An 18753-nucleotide genomic window follows, 5' to 3' on the forward strand; every position below is an offset into this window, starting at 1 on the left:
AGGAGACGGGCAATGAAAAAGAGACCCGCTGTTGTGCTGGGGGGCCTTCTCACGGTGTCGGGGGCGGTCGCGCTCGCCACAGTTTCCATGCGCACGCAGGTCGCCTCCGCCATGAGCGACCCGAGGCAGGAGCCTCCGATCGTCAGGCTGGAGACGGCGACGCGGGTGACCGGATCCGAACGTGGCTTTACGGGCGTCATCGGGGCGCGGGTGCAAAGCAATCTCGGCTTTCGCGTCGCCGGTAAGATCGTGGAACGGCTTGTGAATGCCGGGCAGCAAGTCAAAGCCGGCCAACCGCTGATGCGGATCGACGAAACCGACCTTCGCCATGCGCTCACCGCGAAGCGCAACGCCGTCGCAGCGGCGCGCGCCTCCGTCAGTCAGTTGGTCCCGGATGAGCGGCGATACGCCAAATTGCTAAGCGAAGGATGGGCTACCCGACAGCGCTACGAGCAGGCAAAAGCCGCGTCGGATTCAGCCAAGGCGCAACTCGCCGCCGCCGAAGCCGAGGCGCGGGTCTCCGAGAACGAGGCGGCCTATTCCGTCCTGGTAGCGGACGCCGATGGAACGGTAATGGAAACGCTCGGCGAACCGGGACAGGTCGTCTCCGCCGGCCAGACCGTCGCTCGACTTGCCCAAGCCGGCCCCCGCGAAGCGGTGGTCGCGCTTCCCGAAACGATCCGACCGGCGATCGGCTCGGCGGCCGAGGCCAGCGTGTATGGGGGCGACGGGCGCCGCTATACGGCGCATCTGAGGCAGTTGTCGGATTCCGCCGACGGTCAGACCCGTACTTACGAGGCGCGCTACGTGCTCGACGGCGCGGCTTCGGCGGCGCCCCTTGGCGCGACGGTGACCATTCGGTTGGCGAGCAAGGCTACTCGGCCGGAAGTCCAGGTGCCGCTGGGAGCCGTGTTCGATGACGGCCGGAAGACCGGCGTTTGGGTCTTCGACAGCGCCACCTCGACCGTACACTTTCGACCCGTCAAGCTTGTGCGCGTGGCCAGTGAAACCGCTGTGATTTACGGCCTGAGCTCTGGCGACCCGGTTGTCTCGCTCGGCGCGCATCTTTTGCAAGATGGCGCGCGCGTCCGGACTGCGTCTGAAAGCAGGGGCGCCCAATGAACTTCAATCTCTCTGCGATCGCCGTTCGCGAACGGGCAGTCACCCTCTTCTTCATTCTCCTGCTGGCGGCTGCGGGCGCCTACGCCTTTGTCATGCTCGGGCGGGCGGAGGACCCCTCCTTCACCATCAAGACCCTGACGGTCACGACGGTATGGCCGGGCGCGACGGCGCGCGAGATGCAGGACCTCGTCGCCGAACCGTTGGAGAAGCGGCTTCAGGAGTTGACCTGGTACGACCGCGTGGAGACGACCACGCGGCCAAGTTATGCCTATATGACGGTCACGCTGAAGGACAGCACGCCGCCGTCGCGCGTGCAGGAGGAGTTCTACCAGGCCCGTAAAAAGCTCGGCGATGAAGCCCGCAAGCTGCCGTCCGGCGTGCTCGGCCCCTTCGTCAACGACGAATATTCGGACGTGAGCTTCGGCCTTTACGCTCTCAAGGCGAAGGGCATGCCGATGCGCGAGCTCGCAAGGCAAGCCGAGACCATTCGCCAGGACCTCCTGCACGTGGCTGGCGTCAAGAAGATCAATATCCTCGGCGAACGTCCTGAACAGATATTCGTTGAGTTTTCCTACGCCAAACTGGCGACCCTCGGCGTGTCGGCGCAGGATATCGTCGCCGCTTTGCAGAGGCAGAACACTGTCACGCCGGCAGGCTCGATCGACACAAAGGGGCCGCAGGTCTTCATCCGGATCGACGGGGCCTATGACAGCGTGCAGGCGATCGCCGACACGCCGATCGTGGCTGCGGGGCGGACTTTGAAGCTCTCCGACGTCGCCGAGGTCCGCCGCGGCTACGAGGATCCGCCCACCTACCTCATTCGGCATCAAGGCGAGCCCACCATCATGCTCGCGGCGGTTATGCAGGAGGGCTGGGATGGTCTCGCGCTCGGCAAGGCGCTGGAGGAAAGGTCCGCAGCTATCGCGCAGACGCTGCCGCTCGGGATGACGCTCGCCAAGGTCAGCGACCAGGCCGTCAACATCACCTCGGCGGTTGACGAATTCATGATGAAATTCGCGATGGCGCTCGGCGTGGTGCTGCTGGTGAGCTTGCTCAGCCTCGGCTGGCGCGTCGGCATCGTCGTGGCGGCCGCCGTGCCTCTGACGCTTGCCGTCGTCTTCCTGATCATGCTGGAAACCGGCCGCTTCTTTGACCGCATCACGCTCGGCGCGCTCATCCTGGCGCTCGGCCTTCTCGTCGACGACGCCATCATCGCCATCGAGGTGATGGTGGTGAAAATGGAAGAGGGCATGGACCGCATCAAGGCGGCGGCCTATGCGTGGAGCCATACTGCGGCGCCGATGCTGTCCGGCACGCTGGTGACGATCGCCGGCTTCCTGCCGGTGGGCTTCGCGCTCTCGTCAGCCGGCGAATACGCCGGCAACATCTTCTGGGTCGTGGGGTTCGCCCTCATCGTCTCCTGGATCGTCGCGGTGGTCTTCACGCCCTATCTCGGGGTCAAGATGCTGCCCGCGTTCAAACCAATCGAAGGCGGCAGCCACGCGATCTACGACACGCCGAACTACCAGCGTCTGCGACGGCTCATCATATTCGCCGTGCGCCACAAGTTCGTAACCTGCGGCATTGTCGGCATCGCCTTCGCGCTTGCCGGCGCCGGCATGGGCGCCGTCAAACAGCAGTTCTTCCCGACATCCGATCGCCCCGAAGTTCTGGTGGAGGTTCGCCTGCCGGACGGCGCCAGCATCGAGACGACGACCGCCACGGTCGAGAAGCTCGAACATTGGCTGAGCAGCCAGCCCGAGGCCAAGATCGTCACGAGCTATGTCGGTCAGGGCGCGCCCCGCTTCTTCTTCGCGATGTCGCCGGAACTGCCCGATCCCGCCTTCGCCAAGATCGTCGTGCTGACGCCGGACGCAGAGGCGCGCGAGGCGTTGAAGCGCCGGCTGCGAGCGGCGGTGTCGCAGGGGCTGGCGCCTGAGGCCCATGTGCGCGTCACTCAGCTCGTGTTCGGACCCTACACGCCCTTCCCGGTCGAGTTCCGGGTCATGGGGCCTGATCCGGCGCAATTATACGCGATCTCCGAAAAAGCCCTCGGTCTCATGCGCAGCGTGCCTGACGTGCGGCAAGCGAACCGCGATTGGGGCAATCGCACGCCCGTGCTTCGCTTCATCCCGGATCAGGACCGACTGAACCTCATCGGTCTCTCGCCAGCGGAGGTGGGCCAGCAGCTCCAATTCCTCCTCACCGGCATCTCCGTCACGCAGGTCCGCGAGGATATCCGCAATGTGCCCATCGTGGCGCGCAGCGCCGGCGGCGAGCGGTTGGACCCGACGCGTCTGGCGGATTTCTCACTGATGAGCCGGGACGGCCGCCAGATTCCCCTCGATCAGATCGGTCACTCGGAAATTCGTCTGGAAGAGCCGATCCTAAAGCGCCGCGATCGCACGCCCGCGATCACGATCCGCTCCGACGTCAATGAGGCGAACCAGCCTCCAGAGGTGTCCAAACAGATCATGACGGCCCTTGAGCCGCTGATCGCATCTCTTCCGTCCGGCTACCGCATCGAGACCGGCGGTTCGATCGAGGAGGCGACCAAGGCCAATGTCGCGCTGGGCAAGATCTTCCCGGCCATGATCGCCGCCATGCTGATCGTCATCATGCTCCAGGTGCGATCTTTCTCGACGATGGGCATGGTCATGCTGACCGCGCCGCTGGGACTCGTCGGCGTCGTGCCCATGTTGCTCGCCTTCAACCAGCCATTCGGATTCAACGCTATTCTCGGCCTGATCGGACTGGCGGGCATACTGATGCGCAACACGCTGATCCTGACCGAGCAAATCAAGGAGAACCGCGCCGCCGGCCTCGACGACTATCACGCCGTCATCGAAGCCACGGTGCAACGCACGAGGCCCGTGGTCCTGACCGCGCTTGCCGCCGTGCTGGCCTTCATCCCCCTCACGCACTCCGTCTTCTGGGGATCGATGGCTTATACGCTGATTGGCGGCACAGCGGTCGGCACGGCGCTGATCCTGTTGTTCCTGCCTGCGCTCTACGCCGCGTGGTTCCGGATCGAGCCAAGTGCAGACGACGTCCAGGCGCACGCCTCTTCGGGCAAGCGAATCGACCTGCAAATGACGGACGTCGAGCCTGCGCTCGATGGTCGCTAGCATTCGGTGACGCAGGAGAGAAACCGCGTCGTCTCTCATAGGAGAACGCCATGTTGAACGATGTGATCTTCGGTCTGCTCGGTTTCGTTGTCGTGTCGGCGGCGATCGTGCCTCTTTCGCTCCTCGTCGAGGAGATGCGGCCTGTCCCGCCAACTCCGGCGCGCCTCTCCTGGGCGCCGGACATCCCGATCCGGTATGTCAGCGTCAACGGCGTCCGCCTTCGCTTCATCAAGACGGGCGACGGCCCTGCGCTAGTCCTTTTGCACACGCTGAGGACGCAACTCGACCTCTTCGAGAAGGTCGTTCCCGATCTTGCAAAAAGTTTCACCGTCTATGCGGTGGATTATCCCGGTCACGGCTACTCCGACATACCGGCCGCAAAATACGACGCGGACTATTTCGTCGAGACGATCGAAGGCTTTCTGGAAACTTTGGATCTACATGACGTGGCGCTCGCCGGCGTTTCGATCGGCGCCTCGATCGCTCTCATTCTCGCGGCGCGCAACAATCCGCGGGTGTCGCGCGTCGTAGCGATCAATCCCTATGATTACGCCAAGGGGCGCGGGATGGCGCGCAGCTCATTTCTCGCGCGCCTTTTCGTCGCCTTGGCGGATGTGCCGATCCTCGGCGACACAGTGATGCGTCTGCGCCAATTCGTGATCATGAAATCAGCGCTCGAGGGTGGCGTCGCCAAGCCGGAACGGATTCCGCCGGAGCTGCTGAAGGAAATGTATCTCGTCGGCAACCGCAAAGGCCATTATCGCGCCTTCCTCGCTCTGCTCCGCAACGCCGAAAGCTGGGAAACGGCGACCAATGCCTATTCGAATATCAAGATCCCTGTGCTGCTCCTCTGGGGCGCCCGCGACTGGTCGCGGCGTGACGAACGCGAACATGATCGTCAAATCGTGCCCGGCGCAAAAATGGCGACCGTCGAGGATGGCGGGCACTTCCTGCCGCTGGACAGGCCAGATGCGGTCATCGAGCATTTGTTCGCCTTTCAGGCGCCGCTTGTTGGAAAGGCTTCGTCGTGAAGACTTGCCTTTCGGCGCCGCCTTCGTCTGGGCTCGCTTCTCCGGGGCGCGCACGCCTGGGATTAGCAGTTGTATAAAAAGCAGCTCGGCTTGGGTGAGCCGCTTTTATTGGATGGTTCGGCGGGTTGATTGGGCTCGGGAAGTGAGGCGCCCTGCTCCCCTCGGCCTCTCGGCTCCTCCCGCCGCGAGCAGATCCGGCAATCGGACCGGATTATAGACGGTGAACGCCTTTGCACGGGGTCGGAACTGGAAAAAGAGCCGCAACAGTCTACCGATGACGTTCGGCACGGAAAGACCGATCCCTGCCCTCTTCTGCACTCTACAGCCGCCGTTTTTACTACCCCCTCACTCCCACTCGATCGTCCCCGGCGGCTTCGACGTCACGTCGTAGACAACCCTATTCACCCCCGTCACCTCATTGATGATCCGCGTCGCCGCACGGCCCAAAAACGCCATGTCGAAGGGGTAGAAATCCGCCGTCATGCCGTCGCTCGACGTCACGGCGCGCAACGCCAGCACGTAATCGTAAGTGCGGCCGTCGCCCATCACGCCGACGCTGCGCACAGGGAGCAGCGCGGCGAAGGCCTGCCAAATCTCGTCGTACAACCCCCCCTTGCGAATTTCGTCGAGATAGACGGCGTCGGCCTTGCGCAGAATATCGAGCTTCTCCCGCGTGATGAGGCCGGGGCAGCGGATCGCGAGGCCCGGACCCGGGAAGGGATGACGCCCCACGAAAGCTTCCGGCAGGCCGAGCTCGCGGCCGAGCGCCCGCACCTCGTCTTTGAAGAGCTCGCGCAGCGGCTCGACCAGCGCCATATTCATGCGCTCCGGCAAGCCGCCGACATTGTGATGGGATTTGATCGTCACCGACGGGCCGCCGGTGAAGGAGACGCTTTCGATCACATCCGGATAGAGCGTGCCCTGCGCCAGGAATTGCGGCGCGCCGCGGCCGTCCTGCGCGATCTTCTTGGCTTCCGCCTCGAAAGTCTCGATGAAGAGCCGGCCGATGGTCTTGCGCTTGACTTCCGGGTCATCGACGCCTTCCAGCGCGCCCAGAAACAGCTCCTCGGCCTCAACATGGTGCAGCGGGATGTTGTAATGGTCGCGGAAGAGGCTGACGACTTCCTCCGCCTCGCCGAGGCGCAGCAGGCCGTGGTCGACGAAGACGCAGGTGAGCCGGTCGCCGATCGCCTCGTGAATGAGCACCGCCGCGACGGCGCTGTCGACGCCGCCGGAAAGCCCGCAGAGCACGCGGCCGTCGCCAACCTGCTTGCGGATCGCCGCGATGGCTTCGCCGCGGAAGGCGGCCATGGTCCAGTCGGACCGAAGCCCCGCGACCTTATGCACGAAATTGGCGAGAAGCTTCGCGCCGTCCGGCGTATGCACGACCTCCGGGTGGAACTGCAGGCCGTAATAGCGGCGCGCCTCATTGGCGATCGCCGCCATGGGGGCGTTCTCGGAAGCGGCGATGACGCTGAAGCCCTCGGGGAGCCTCGTCACGCGGTCGCCGTGGCTCATCCAGACGGTGGCGGAGGCCCCCTTCTCCCAGACGCCATCGAGGAGCGCGCTCTGCGCCAAAGCGGTGATCTCGGCGCGGCCGAATTCGCGATGATGGCCGCCCTCGACGTGACCGCCGAGCTGCACGGCCATTGCCTGTTCGCCATAGCAGATGCCAAGAACGGGAACGCCGGAGTCGAAGATCGCCTGCGGCGCGCGCGGCGAGCCGTCGTCCGTCACCGAGCACGGGCCACCGGAGAGGATCACCGCCTTGGGGCGGATGTCGGCGAAGGCGCGCTCGGCGTTCTGGAACGGCGCGATCTCGCAATAGACCCCCGCCTCGCGCACGCGCCGCGCAATGAGCTGCGTGACCTGCGAGCCGAAGTCGACAATGAGCACCTTGTCGTGGCGGTCGGCGATGTCGTGGTGGAAGGTCTCGGTGGCGGTCATGGTTTCACTTTGTAAGGCCCCCTCCCCAACCCTCCCCCGCCTTAGCCCGTCGAAAGACGGGCGTCTTTCGACGCCCTATGGCGGGAGAGGGGGGTAGATCGTCGCCTCCATCGAGTTCGCTGATCGCGAGCGTCCCCTCTCCCGCTTTAGCGGGGGAGGGACAAGGAGGGGGCAAATTCTCCTCTGCGCGCCGGTAGATCTTCTCCAGCACGCCCTCGAACTCTGCGTAAACCTCCGCATCGGTCACGCGCAAGACTGAAAAGCCGTTATTCGCAAACCACACGTCGCGGAGGCTGTCGCGGTGGAGCTCTGCGGCGGAGCTCGGCGACGGAGCCTACCCCCGCCGCATCACGCAAACATAGAACCCATCCGTCCCGCTCGTCGCCGGCGAGAGGCGCAACCCCGCCCCAAGTGGCGAAGCAAAGCGGGCAAGGTCGGACAACCCCGCCCGCTCCGCCATCTCCTCCCCGGACAGCGCCGCAAACTCGGAGTGCGACGCCAGAAACGCCGCCGCCTGCCCCTCATTCTCATCCCGCAACAGCGAGCATGTCACATAAGCGAGCCGCCCCCCGAGCTTCACGAAGCGCATGGCCTGCTCCAGCAGAGCCGCCTGCTCTTTCAGCCGCAGCTCCAGCGCGCCGGGGGCGAGGCGCCATTTGGCGTCGGGGTGGCGCCGCCAGGTGCCCGTCCCCGTGCAGGGCGCGTCGATCAGCACGAGGTCGCAGCGCCCCTCGAGATCGGCGAGCACATCGGCCTGCCCCTTGGGCTGGCGCACCTGGATATTGCGCGCCCCCGCCCGCTCCAGCCGCTCGTGAATCGGCATGAGTCGGCGGCCGTCCGCGTCATAGGCGTAGAGCTGCCCCTTGTTGTGCATCTGCCCGGCGAGCGCCAGCGCCTTGCCGCCGCCGCCGGCGCAAAGGTCGAGAACCTGCTCGCCTGGCGCCGCCGCACAAAGAAGCGAGGCGAGCTGCGAGGCTTCGTCCTGCGGCTCGACGAAACCTTTCACATAAGCGGTTTCGGCGGAAAGCGCCGGCCCCCTGCCCTGACCCGCGTCGATGCGCAGGCCGATGGGCGACAGCAGCGTGGGCTGCGGATTCAAATGGGAGAGCTTCGCCAGCGCCTGCTCGCGCGAGCCCTTGAGGATGTTCACACGCAGATCGACCGGCGCGCGGGCGGCAAGAGCCGCGCCTTCTTCCGCCGCGCGGTCTCCGAAGGCGGCGGCAAAGCGCTCGGCGAGCCATTCGGGGTAATCCCCCCGCACATGGTCGGGCGCGCCGTCCAGCGTCGCCGTCTCCAGCCGCGCGCGCTCGTCGTCGGTAAGCGGGGGCGGCGCATGGCGTTCGCCCGTGCAGAGCGCAGCGATCGCCGCGGCGTCCATGCCGCGCGCCTCGCGTAGCGCGCCGAGCATGCGCGCGCGGGGGGAATCCGCGCCCATGATCCAGGCGGCGGAGGCGGCCTTGCGCAGCGCGTCGAAGACAAGGCTCGCGATCGCCGCGCGATCCTTCGAGCCGGCGAAGCGGTGCGACGCACCCCAATCCTTCAACGCCTCGGCGGCGGGGCGGCGGCGCTGCGCGAGATCGTCGAGAATCTCGATCGCGGCGGAAACATGGGCGGCAGGGATCATGGCGGAGGTTCGGCTTCCCGGGGATAAAGGAAATGGCGGCGCTTTTCGAGATAGGGCTTGCGCGCCATGGGGGCCTCTCCTCCCATGCGCGCCGGCCGATTGCAATGCGGCGAGCGCAAGCGCCACAATTCGGACTTTATGGCCAAGTTGACTTCGCTGCGGCGCAACATGCGCCTGTCATCGGATTGCAATCATGAAATCGCAAAAGAAAAGCGCCCTGCCGCTTCTGGCTTCGCTTCTTGCTTTGTCGCTCGCCGCCTGCGCGACGCAGCCGCCCCCGCCGCCGGATATTCCGCCGCCGCCCAAGCGCAAGCTGGACGCCAAGACGCAGCTCGAAACGGGCCGAACCTATTGAAGGCTTAAAAAGGCGCCCGGCCTCCGCCGGGCTCCGATCCGCCGGACGGTGCCGGTCGCCGAGCGGTAGACCAGCGTCTCGGTCTCGATCCCGCTTTTGTCTAAAACGACGCCGCCGACCAGCCTTCCGTCCGTGACGCCCGTGACGCAGACGACGACGTCGCCAGTGACCATGTCGGCCACGCCATATTTCTTGCGCAGGTCCGCCAGCCCATGGCGCAGCGCGCAGGCGCGTTGCTCGGCGGTCTCCAGCACGAGGCGCCCCTGCATCTGCCCGCCGGCGCAGCGCAGCGCCGCCGCCGCCAGCACACCCTGCGGCGCGCCGCCGGAGCCGAGATACATGTCGACGCCCGTCTCTTCCGGGTTTGTGACGAAGATGACCCCCGCCACGTCGCCGTCGGTGATCAGCCGCACGCAGGCGCCGGCCTTGCGGCATTTGGAGACGATCTGGGCGTGGCGCGGACGATCGAGCACGCAGACGGTGATCTCGCCCGTGGTCACGCCCTTGGCCTCGGCCAAGGCGCGGACATTCTCGGCCGGGTCGCGGTCGAGATCGACGACGCCCTCGGGATAGCCGGGGCCGATCGCGATCTTGTCCATATAGCAGTCGGGCGCATGGAGCAGGGCCCCGGACGAGGCGGCCGCGGCGATCGCAATCGCCCCCGCCTGGTCCTTGGCGCAGAGCGTCGCCCCTTCGAGCGGCGCCACGGCCAGCTCCACGCGCATGCCTGAGACGGCGCCAATCTCCAGACCGACGTGGAGCCCGGCGGAATCGCCGCTTTCCTCTTCGCCGATCACGACGCGGCCGCGCACAGGCAGGCGGGCCAGCTCTTCGCGCATCGCCGCGGCGGCGGCGCGGTCGGCGGCCATTTCATCGCCACGGCCGCGCCAACGCGCGGCGGCGACGGCGGCGCGCTCGGTGGCGCGCGCCAGCTCGATCGTCAGCAGACGCTCCACCGCCGCAGGGTCCAATCTGGAGGATTGTGACATTTGCGCTCTCCGCGCCGTGCTATTCCCGCTCGATGCGGATTACCTGGGCGCGCGACACGATCGTCCCGTCCTGGAAGATCAGGTCCAGCGCCTCGCGCACCAGATGTTCGCTCGTCGCATGGGTGATGAGGATGACGTCGACGCAGGCGCCGGGCGCGCCGCGGCTGCCACGCTGCATGATGCTGTCGAGCGAAATCTGCCGCTCGGCCATGCGCGTCGCGATCTTCGCGAAGGCGCCGGCGACATCCTTCACCGACATGCGGATGTAATAGCCGCCCTCGTGCCGGCGCATCGGCGTGCGTTTCAGCTCTGTGAGCTGGCTCGACGGCAGGCCGAAAGGCGCCGAGCGCACGCCCTTGGCGATGTCGGCGATGTCGGCGACCACGGCGGACGCAGTAGCGTCGCCGCCGGCGCCGGGACCGACAAGAGTGAGCTCATGTACGGCGTCGGCGTCGATGGTGACGGCGTTGAGCACGCCCATCACCTGGGCGATTGCGCTGTTCTTGCTCACCATTGTCGGATGCACGCGCTGCTCGATGCCCTCCGCCGTGCGCTGGGCGACGCCGAGAAGCTTGATGCGGAAGCCGAGCTCGTCCGCCGCCTCGATGTCGGCGAGCGTGACCCGCTCGATGCCCTCGATGTCGATCGACTGCGCCGAAATGCGCGTCCCGAAGGCGAGCGAGGTGAGGATCGCGAGTTTATGGGCGGTGTCGAAGCCGCCGATGTCGAAGGTCGGGTCCGCCTCGGCGTAGCCGAGCCTTTGCGCCTCGCTCAGGCACGCCTCGAAGGAAAGCTGCTCGCGCTCCATGCGCGATAATATGTAATTGCAAGTGCCGTTGAGAATGCCATAGACGCGCTCGATCGAATTGCCGGCGAGGCCCTCGCGCAGCGTCTTGACGATCGGAATGCCGCCAGCGACCGAGGCCTCGAAGGAGAGCGCGACGCGTTTCTCCTCGGCGAGCTGGGTCAGATGCAGCCCATGGGCGGCGAGCAGCGCCTTATTGGCGGTGACGACCGGCTTGCCATGGGCGAGCGCCGTCTCGACGCTGGCGCGCGCCGGGCCTTCCGAGCCGCCGATCAGCTCGACGAAAAGGTCGATCGTCTCCGAGGTTGCGAGCTTGACCGGATCGCTGAAAAATTCCGCGCCGGAGAAATCGGCGTCGCGCTTCTTGCCCGCGTCGCGCGCCGAAACGCCCGTGACGACGATGCGGCGGCCGGTGCGCGCCGTGAGCGCCTGCTCCTGACGCTGGAGAAGCCGCGCAACCGCCGCGCCGACGGTTCCGAGCCCCGCGATGCCGACGCGCAAAATCTCCGACATTTCGACCCTTCCGGGAAAGACTGAGCCGCCCGGAAAGACCGGGCCTTAGGGTGCAGCCTTGTGCACGATTCCGTAGAGGGGATCAAGGAAGCGCCGCAAAAAGGGCGCGCGAGCGCCCTAGCTTAAAGAGAAGCCAGCAAGCGGGATGACCACCGATGGCCGCCATCTACTGGAGCAACTTTCTAGCGGCTTTGGTAACGCTTGCGGTCGTCGTCGAGCCCGCCGGTCTCGCGCCCATCTTCCTCGCGGCGACGGCGCGTGAAACCCGGGCGGCGCGCGCACAAATCGCGCTGCGGGCCTGCCTTTACGCCTTTCTGATCCTCACGGGCGCGGCCTTGGGCGGCGAGGCGCTGCTGCGCGCGCTGGGCATCACCCTGCCCGCCTTCCGCATCGCCGGGGGGCTGCTGCTCTTTTCCATCGCCTCGGAGATGGTGATCGGCGTGCGGATCGGCCGCGACGCGGCGACGGCGGCCCAGGCGATCGATGAGAGCGCCCGCCACATCGCCGCCTTTCCACTGGCGATCCCGCTGATGGCTGGCCCCGGCGCGATTACCGCGACTCTGCTCATCGCTGGCGAAGCGCATGGCGACCCGCTCCAGCTCGCGACGCTCATCGGCGCGATTTCTGTGGTGTTGGCGCTGTGCTGGGCGGTCTGCCGCCTGGCGACGAGCGTGGAGCGCCTGATCGGCGCCTCGGTGAGCGTGGTGATGGAAAAGCTGATCGGCGTGCTTCTCGCATCGCTCGCCGTGCAATATGTCGTCGACGGGACCCGGAGTCTGTTGTCTTGATGGGCGCCCCGCGCCGTCATTGCGAGGCGCGAAGCGACGAAGCAATCCAGAGCCAGGATGACGCTCTGGATTGCTTCGCTTCGCTCGCAATGAACGGATGTCTTACGTGCTCAATGCGCCACGTTCGACCAGATCTTGCGCTTGGTGAAATAGAGCAGCACGGCGAATACGAACAGGAAGGCGAGCACTGCCTGCCCGATATGCTTGCGGGCGTCGAGATGCGGCTCGGCCACCCACATCATAAAGGCCGTGACGTCCTTGGCGTATTGGTCGACGGTCTGCGGCGCGCCGTCGTCATAGGTTACCGCGCCATCGGAGAGCGGCGGCGGCATGCCGATGCGGTTGCCGGGCATATAGGCGTTGTAGAATTGGCCGTCGGGGATTTTCATCCCATGCGGCGCCTCGCCATAGCCCTTCAGCAGCGAGGCGATGTAGTCGACGCCATGCTCCTGATAGGAGAAGCCCGGCAGCGCGTCGAAGAGGAAGGTCGGGAAGCCGCGCCCATATCCGCGCGCCTTGGCGAGGACCGACATATCCGGCGGATAGGCGCCCGACATCGCCGCGCGCGCCGCCTGCTCATTGGCGAAGGGCGGCGGGAAGCGGTCGCTCGGCCGCCCCGGGCGATCGAAATAATCCCCCGTGTCGTTCGGACCGTCCTTGACCTTGTAGGTCGCGGCGAGGTCGGCGACTTCCTTCTCGGAAAACTCTGGTCCGCCCGGCTGGCTCAGATTGCGGAAGGCCAGCATTTTGATCGAATGGCAGGTGGAGCAGACTTCCTTATAGACCTTGAAGCCGCGGCGCAGCTGCGCCTTGTCGTAGCTGCCGAAGACGCCCGCGAAGCTCCAGCTATGGACCTCCGGCTTCTTCTCGTGATGCCCGGACTCGGCGTAGGCAGGCGCGCCCGCCAGCGCCCCGGCAAGCAGGGCCGCGCCCGAAAGGAAAGACAGAAAACTGCGCTTCATCGAGGAGTCCTTGAGTGCAAAGAAGGATCGCGCGTCAAGCATGGGCGGTCTTCCCCGTGGCGACGGCGGCGTCGATCGACTCCGGCACGGGCTCGGTCGTTTCGACTTTGCCGAGCCAGGGCAGGATCACGATGAAATGCAGGAAATAGTAGAAGGAGAAGATGCGGGCGAGCCACAGATAGACGCCTTCCGCCGGCTGCGCGCCGAGATAGCCGAGTCCGACGCACACCGCGACGAAGACCCAGTAGAATTTGCGGAAGAGCGGCCGGAAGCTGCCCGACTTCACCTTCGACGTGTCGAGCCAGGGCAGAGCCATGGTGATCAGGATCGACAGGAACAGCGCAATGACGCCGAGGAGCTTGTTCGGGATGGCGCGCAGGATCGCGTAGAAGGGCAGGAAATACCACTCCGGCACGATATGCGGCGGCGTCACCAGCGGGTTAGCCTCGATGTAGTTGTCCGGATGGCCGAGATAATTCGGCACGAAGAACATCATCCAGGCGTACAGCACGAGGAAGGCGCCGATGGCGAAACCATCCTTCAGCGTCGCATAGGGCGTAAAGGGCACGGTGTCCTTCTTGAGGTCCTTCACCTCGACGCCGGTCGGATTGTTCTGTCCCGTCACATGCAGCGCCCAGACATGCAGCGCGACGATCGCCACGATGATGAAGGGCAAGAGATAATGCAGGGCGAAGAAGCGGTTCAGCGTCGGATTATCGACCGAATAGCCGCCGAGGAGCCAGGTGGTGATCGCGGTCCCCACCACCGGGATCGCCGAGAATAGGTTGGTGATCACCGTCGCGGCCCAGAAGGACATCTGGCCCCAGGGCAGGACATAGCCGAGGAAGCCCGTCGCCATCATCACCATGAAGATGAGGACGCCGAGGATCCACAGCACCTCGCGCGGCTCCTTGTAGGAGCCGTAATACATGCCGCGGAAGATGTGGAGATAGACGGCGAGGAAGAACATGGAGGCGCCATTGGCGTGCGCATAACGCAGCGCCCAGCCCCAGTTCACGTCGCGCATGATCTTTTCGACGGAGTCGAAGGCGAGCGTCGTCTCGCCCGTGTAGTGCATGGCGAGCACCACGCCCGTGACGATCTGCGCCACCAGCATGAAGGAGAGGATGGCGCCGAAGGTCCACATGTAGTTCAGGTTCTTCGGCGTCGGATAGGCGACGAAGGAGTCGTACATGAAGCTGATGATCGGCAGCCGGCGCTCCAGCCAACGGGCGAAGCCGCTTTTGGGCGTGTATTGGGAATGTCCGCTCATTGGAACTTTCTCGAATGGATCGATGGCGACGAAGGACGCGAGAAATGCGGAAAGGCGCTCGGCCTATCCGATCTTGATTTTCTTGTCGCTGACGAAAGCGTAGGGCGGCACCTCGAGGTTGGAGGGCGCCGGGCCGCTGCGGATACGGCCGGAGACGTCATAGGTCGAGCCGTGGCACGGGCAGAACCAGCCGTCGAATTCGCCGGCCTTGCCGGTCGGAATGCAGCCGAGATGGGTGCAGACGCCGATGACCACGAGCCATTCAGGCTTCTGGACGCGCTTGGAATCGGGCTGGGGATCGGGAAGTTCGGCGAGCGGCGTGTCCTCGGCGGCCTTGATTTCCTCCGGCGTGCGGCGACGCACGAAGACCGGCTTGCCGCGCCATTTGACGGTGACGATCTGGCCGACGGCGACGGAGGACAAATCCACTTCCGTGGAGGCCAGCGCCAGGGTCGAAGCGTCGGGATTCATCTGCGAGATCAGCGGCCAGACCATGCCGCCGGCGGCGACCGTCGCGGCCGCGCCCGTCGCGATATAGAGAATGTCTCGACGGCTCGGCTCGGCCGGCGTATTTTCGGTGACGTTCTTGCTGCTCACGCCCTGACCTCTTCCCAATCGCTGCGAATAAAGAGCGCTCGGCTGGCAAGCGCAAGCTCCACTCGCAGCAATCGTTCCACTTTTTCGCAGCTTGCGCTACCCCGTGGCGGCGGCGCCGGTGCGGCGCGCAACGGTTGAACCCCGTCCGCGCGCGGCTTATGTGGCGCCATTCCGCCATCATGTCCACAAGCGGAAGCCGGGATTTTTCGCCGTTTCCCTTCGCAGCGCACAATCGCGGCGATTTGCCGCAAAGCTTTGACTTTCCGCAGGATCGACCTTCATGCCGCCGCTCGCGCTCGCACTCTATCAACCGGATATCCCCCAAAACGCCGGAACGATGCTGCGCATGTGCGCCTGTCTGGGCGTCGAGGCCGCGATCATCGGCCCGCCGGGGTTTCCGGTGACGGACGCCGCCTTTCGGCGGGCCGGGATGGATTATCTCGACCTGGTGACAATTCTCCGGCACGCCTCCTTCGACGCCTTTCAGGCCTGGCGGGCCGCGCAGGCCGCCGAGGGTCGGCGCCGACGGCTCATTCTTCTCTCCACCCGCGCCGACCTGCCCTACACGGCCAGCAAATATGAGTCCGGCGACATTCTCATGGTCGGGCGCGAATCGGCCGGCGTGCCGGACGGCGTCTTCGCTGCGGCGGACCTTGCCGTCACGATCCCCATGAAGCCCCAGGCGAGGTCTCTCAATGTCGCGGTTTCCGCGGCCATGGTCGTCGGTGAGGCGCTGCGGCAGATCGGCGGCAACCAAACCGAGTGAACAGGCGTTATCTCCCTGTGCGCCGCCGCATGTCGGGCGGCGGCCCGCTGACCTAGATTGCCATCGACCGCCAATTTCAAAGCGACCTTCATGAGCGATCAGGGAGGAAAAAGTGATTGAAGAGAAAAAAGAAGAGGCTCCGAAGGTTCAGGCGACCCTGGATATTTTCGAGCGGCTGCTGAAATTTCTGAACGGCGTCCTCATGACGCTCCTTTTCGGCGCCGGCGTCGTGTTCCTCATCGTGGAGTTCCCCACGCTTAAATCGAGCGTGGACGACCTTTTGGGTCGCATCAATCAGGTTCAGTCCGTCGAATTCGTCAATCTGAAAGTCGTCTTCGGCGCGCCGGACGTGCTGGGCTCTTTATCGATCTACAAGACGCTCGAAAAAGACGACCGGGAGATGGCTGCGACGCTGAAAGCGGATCTGCGGGAATTGCGGCCCGAATGGTTCGCCCGGCTGCTCAACGTGGGCGCCCAGACCAAGCTTTGCGATTTCGAGCGCGCGACTGACGAGATGCAGGAGTCGCGGGTCATCGACAAGCAATTGGAGCGCATGGCCTTCGTCACGCTCTCCGCCTCTCCCGAGGACAAGGCCGCCGTCATGCGGGACATGGCGACGGCGAAGGCGGAAAAGAAGGAATGGACGATCGGCGCGCCGCGCTCCTGTTACCGGGCGACGCTCACCGGCCGCGGCTGGAACATTCGCACGGCGATCGTCGAATATCTGACGATCGGGCTGACGACCGTCGCCTTGCCTGCGGAAACTCCCGGCGGGCGCGCGAGGAATTTGAAAATCGCGACCGAGCAACCGCCTATTTGACAAGGCGCGGCGCGCGGCGTTTTTGAGCCTCAAAAAGGGAGAGGCCCATGAACGTCGCGCAAGATCAGCTCGAAACACGCAAGAAAGCCGCGCGCGAGTGGTTCGAGGCGTTGCAATTGCGCATTTGCGCGGCTTTCGAGGCGCTGGAAGAAGAGGCTACGGGCCCCTTCGCCGAGACGATCGCGCCAGGGCGCTTCCAGATCACCCCCTGGGAGCGGCAGAATCACGATGGCGCCCCTGGCGGCGGTGGTCGCATGGGCATGATCCGCGGGCGGGTGTTCGAAAAAGCCGGCGTCCATTGCTCGACGGTTTTCGGCACCTTCCAGCCGGAATTCGCCAAGCAGATTCCGGGCGCCGCCGAAGACCCGCGCTTCTACGCGACCGGCATTTCGCTCATCGCCCATCCCTGGAACCCGAATGTCCCCGCCGTGCATATGAACACGCGCTTTGTGGTGACGGCCAAAGCCTGGTTCGGCGGCGGGGCGGACCTCACCCCCGTGCTCGACGCGCGCCGTACGCAGGAAGACCCGGATTCGGTCGACTTCCACGCGGCCATGCGCGGGGCCTGCGAGCGCCACCCCATCGCCGACTACAAGCGCTTCAAGGAATGGTGCGACGACTATTTCTACCTCGCGCATCGCAAGGAGCCGCGCGGGATCGGCGGCATTTTCTATGATTATCTCAATAGCGCGGGCGATCCGGCCAACAGCGGCTGGGACAAGGATTTCGCTTTCACCCGGGACGTCGGCGAAAGCTTCCTGGCGATCTATCCCGAGCTGGTGCGGCGCAACTTCGCCTCGCCCTGGACGCCCGAGGAACGGGAAGAGCAGCTCATCCGGCGCGGCCGCTATGTGGAATACAACCTGCTCTACGACCGCGGGACGATTTTCGGACTGAAGACGGGGGGCAATGTGGATTCGATCCTCTCGTCCATGCCGCCGACCGTGAAGTGGCCCTGACCTAAGCCCTCACTCCGTCATGGCCGAGCTTGTCCCGGCCATCCACGCGGCAAACGCGCCGGCCTCGGTCAGTCGTCGTCATCGCCGCCCGGCGTGGATGCCCGGCACAAGGCCGGGCATGACGGCGTTGAGCCTGCCTCAGCTCACCCGAAACGTCCACGCCCGGTTGAGCGCATAGGTCACGAACATCGCCAGCACCGTCGTCACGGCCTGCGCCGGCAGATAGGGCGCGCCGAGCCGCTCCACGAAGAGGCTCATGAGCAGGTAAGTCACGCAGAACCCGACAAAGGCGACCAGCCCAAAGCGCCAGCCCGCCTCGGCATGGGGGCGGTCGCTCGCGAAAGTATGGCGGCGGTTCAGGACATAGGCCACGACCCCGCCGGCCACATAGCCGCACAGCGCCGCCGGCACCGGCGCCCAGCCGCCCGCCTCCACCAGCGCGATCAGGATCGCGTAATGAACGAGCGTCGCGCCGACGCCGACCGAAGCATAGGTTGCGAGCTGGCGGACCATCAGCGCGGAAGCTGGGAGTAATAGCGGGCGAGGTCCTGCATTTCGTCGTCCGTGAGATGGCGGCTTTCATAGCGCATCTCTTTGTGCGGCCGCCGGCCCGACTTGAAGTGCTGAAGCTGCAGGTAGAGATAGCGGTCGTGCTGACCCGCGAGATTGGGGATTTCCACGTCGTTGCCCACGCCGTCGGGGCCATGGCAGGCGGCGCATTCGGCGACGACCTTGGCGAGGTCGTATTTCTGCTCGGCGCGCGCCGGAGCGGCGAGAAGACATAAAAGCGCGGCGCAGACGGCGGTCGACCTCATGAAAACTTTCTCCGAATGGCTCTGCGCCGCTTATGAGCCGGAGGCGAGCGCCCGCGCAAGGCCCGCATAGCCGTCGGCGCCGACGCGGCCGCGCGGCGTCTGGCAGACGCTCAAGCCACACGACCAGGGTTTTCCACAGGCTTTGCGCTGAATAACCCGTCATTGCGAGGAGCAAAGCGACGAAGCAATCGAGAGCCGAGATGACGCTCTGGATTGCTTCGCTTCGCTCGCAATGACGGGCGTCCTTCCGGCCGCCGCG

At 65.3% G+C, this 18753-nt stretch carries 18 protein-coding genes; 8 read left to right on the forward strand and 10 right to left on the reverse strand.

The genetic code is table 11. The features are described from left to right. Positions 1 to 12 precede the first annotated feature (12 nt). Genes OGR47_RS12300 through OGR47_RS12310 form a run of 3 tightly spaced genes read left to right on the forward strand, consistent with a single transcriptional unit; the run spans position 13 to position 5281 of the window. Positions 13 to 1122, forward strand: coding sequence for an efflux RND transporter periplasmic adaptor subunit (locus OGR47_RS12300; RefSeq protein ID WP_165051757.1), 1110 nt, complete (start codon positions 13 to 15; stop codon positions 1120 to 1122). Next, positions 1119 to 4250 (forward strand): efflux RND transporter permease subunit, encoded by a 3132-nt coding sequence (locus OGR47_RS12305; RefSeq protein WP_165051760.1) that lies wholly within the window; start codon positions 1119 to 1121, stop codon positions 4248 to 4250. Before OGR47_RS12300 ends, OGR47_RS12305 begins: the two co-directional genes overlap by 4 nt. Before the next feature lie 50 nt (positions 4251 to 4300). Continuing rightward, positions 4301 to 5281 (forward strand): alpha/beta fold hydrolase, encoded by a 981-nt coding sequence (locus tag OGR47_RS12310; protein WP_165051762.1) that lies wholly within the window; start codon positions 4301 to 4303, stop codon positions 5279 to 5281. Positions 5282 to 5626: 345 nt separating this feature from the next. On the opposite strand, the gene guaA is transcribed toward OGR47_RS12310, so the two are convergent. The 3 genes from guaA to OGR47_RS12325 are packed head-to-tail and all read right to left on the reverse strand — an operon-like array spanning position 5627 to position 8852. Beyond that, a complete protein-coding gene (gene guaA, locus OGR47_RS12315) occupies positions 5627 to 7228 on the reverse strand; it encodes a glutamine-hydrolyzing GMP synthase (RefSeq protein WP_165051764.1) in 1602 nt (533 codons plus the stop codon). Positions 7229 to 7232: 4 nt separating this feature from the next. Beyond that, positions 7233 to 7511: a hypothetical protein gene (locus OGR47_RS12320; protein WP_165051766.1), complete on the reverse strand. Its 279-nt coding sequence runs from the start codon at positions 7509 to 7511 to the stop codon at positions 7233 to 7235. 51 nt (positions 7512 to 7562) lie between these two features. After that, complete coding sequence (locus OGR47_RS12325; RefSeq protein WP_165051769.1) at positions 7563 to 8852, reverse strand: RsmB/NOP family class I SAM-dependent RNA methyltransferase; 1290 nt, start codon at positions 8850 to 8852, stop codon at positions 7563 to 7565. Between the two features lie 193 nt (positions 8853 to 9045). Here OGR47_RS12325 and OGR47_RS12330 point away from each other — a divergent pair, with 193 nt between their 5' ends. Continuing rightward, positions 9046 to 9207: a hypothetical protein gene (locus OGR47_RS12330; protein WP_165051771.1), complete on the forward strand. Its 162-nt coding sequence runs from the start codon at positions 9046 to 9048 to the stop codon at positions 9205 to 9207. On the opposite strand, the gene OGR47_RS12335 is transcribed toward OGR47_RS12330, so the two are convergent. After that, positions 9201 to 10196, reverse strand: coding sequence for a fructose-bisphosphatase class II family protein (locus tag OGR47_RS12335; protein ID WP_165051773.1), 996 nt, complete (start codon positions 10194 to 10196; stop codon positions 9201 to 9203). The two genes, OGR47_RS12330 and OGR47_RS12335, sit on opposite strands and share 7 nt — an antisense overlap. 19 nt (positions 10197 to 10215) lie before the next feature. Beyond that, positions 10216 to 11514 carry a homoserine dehydrogenase gene (locus OGR47_RS12340; RefSeq protein WP_165051775.1) on the reverse strand — a complete coding sequence of 433 codons (1299 nt, stop codon included), beginning with the start codon at positions 11512 to 11514 and terminating at the stop codon, positions 10216 to 10218. A 155-nt stretch (positions 11515 to 11669) separates the two neighbouring features. Here OGR47_RS12340 and OGR47_RS12345 point away from each other — a divergent pair, with 155 nt between their 5' ends. After that, on the forward strand, positions 11670 to 12302 hold the full coding sequence (locus tag OGR47_RS12345; protein WP_165051777.1) for a MarC family protein: 633 nt from the start codon (positions 11670 to 11672) through the stop codon (positions 12300 to 12302). Positions 12303 to 12412: 110 nt separating this feature from the next. On the opposite strand, the gene OGR47_RS12350 is transcribed toward OGR47_RS12345, so the two are convergent. From OGR47_RS12350 to petA, 3 genes are all read right to left on the reverse strand, one after another. Continuing rightward, positions 12413 to 13264: a cytochrome c1 gene (locus OGR47_RS12350; protein WP_165052016.1), complete on the reverse strand. Its 852-nt coding sequence runs from the start codon at positions 13262 to 13264 to the stop codon at positions 12413 to 12415. Between the two features lie 34 nt (positions 13265 to 13298). Further along, positions 13299 to 14537, reverse strand: a complete 1239-nt coding sequence (locus OGR47_RS12355; RefSeq protein ID WP_165051779.1) for a cytochrome b — start codon at positions 14535 to 14537, stop codon at positions 13299 to 13301. Between the two features lie 63 nt (positions 14538 to 14600). Further along, positions 14601 to 15134 carry a ubiquinol-cytochrome c reductase iron-sulfur subunit gene (gene petA, locus OGR47_RS12360; RefSeq protein WP_165051782.1) on the reverse strand — a complete coding sequence of 178 codons (534 nt, stop codon included), beginning with the start codon at positions 15132 to 15134 and terminating at the stop codon, positions 14601 to 14603. Between the two features lie 280 nt (positions 15135 to 15414). Between petA and OGR47_RS12365 the strand changes: the two genes are divergently transcribed. From OGR47_RS12365 to hemF, 3 genes are all read left to right on the forward strand, one after another. Next, positions 15415 to 15900 (forward strand): tRNA (cytidine(34)-2'-O)-methyltransferase, encoded by a 486-nt coding sequence (locus tag OGR47_RS12365; RefSeq protein ID WP_165051784.1) that lies wholly within the window; start codon positions 15415 to 15417, stop codon positions 15898 to 15900. A 112-nt stretch (positions 15901 to 16012) separates the two neighbouring features. Continuing rightward, positions 16013 to 16720, forward strand: coding sequence for a hypothetical protein (locus OGR47_RS12370; protein WP_165051786.1), 708 nt, complete (start codon positions 16013 to 16015; stop codon positions 16718 to 16720). Positions 16721 to 16767: 47 nt separating this feature from the next. Continuing rightward, entirely contained in the window at positions 16768 to 17679 is a 912-nt protein-coding gene (gene hemF, locus OGR47_RS12375) for an oxygen-dependent coproporphyrinogen oxidase (protein WP_165051789.1), read from the forward strand. A 138-nt stretch (positions 17680 to 17817) separates the two neighbouring features. Here hemF and OGR47_RS12380 read toward each other — a convergent pair whose 3' ends face one another. Continuing rightward, the gene (locus OGR47_RS12380) at positions 17818 to 18192 is read right to left on the reverse strand and encodes a GtrA family protein (protein WP_165051790.1); all 375 of its coding nucleotides are present in this window, start codon (positions 18190 to 18192) and stop codon (positions 17818 to 17820) included. Next, the gene (locus OGR47_RS12385; protein WP_165051792.1) at positions 18192 to 18494 is read right to left on the reverse strand and encodes a c-type cytochrome; all 303 of its coding nucleotides are present in this window, start codon (positions 18492 to 18494) and stop codon (positions 18192 to 18194) included. Before OGR47_RS12385 ends, OGR47_RS12380 begins: the two co-directional genes overlap by 1 nt. Positions 18495 to 18753 lie beyond the last annotated feature (259 nt).

It is taken from the genome of Methylocystis sp. MJC1, assembly GCF_026427715.1.
Taxonomy (GTDB): Bacteria; Pseudomonadota; Alphaproteobacteria; order Rhizobiales; family Beijerinckiaceae; genus Methylocystis.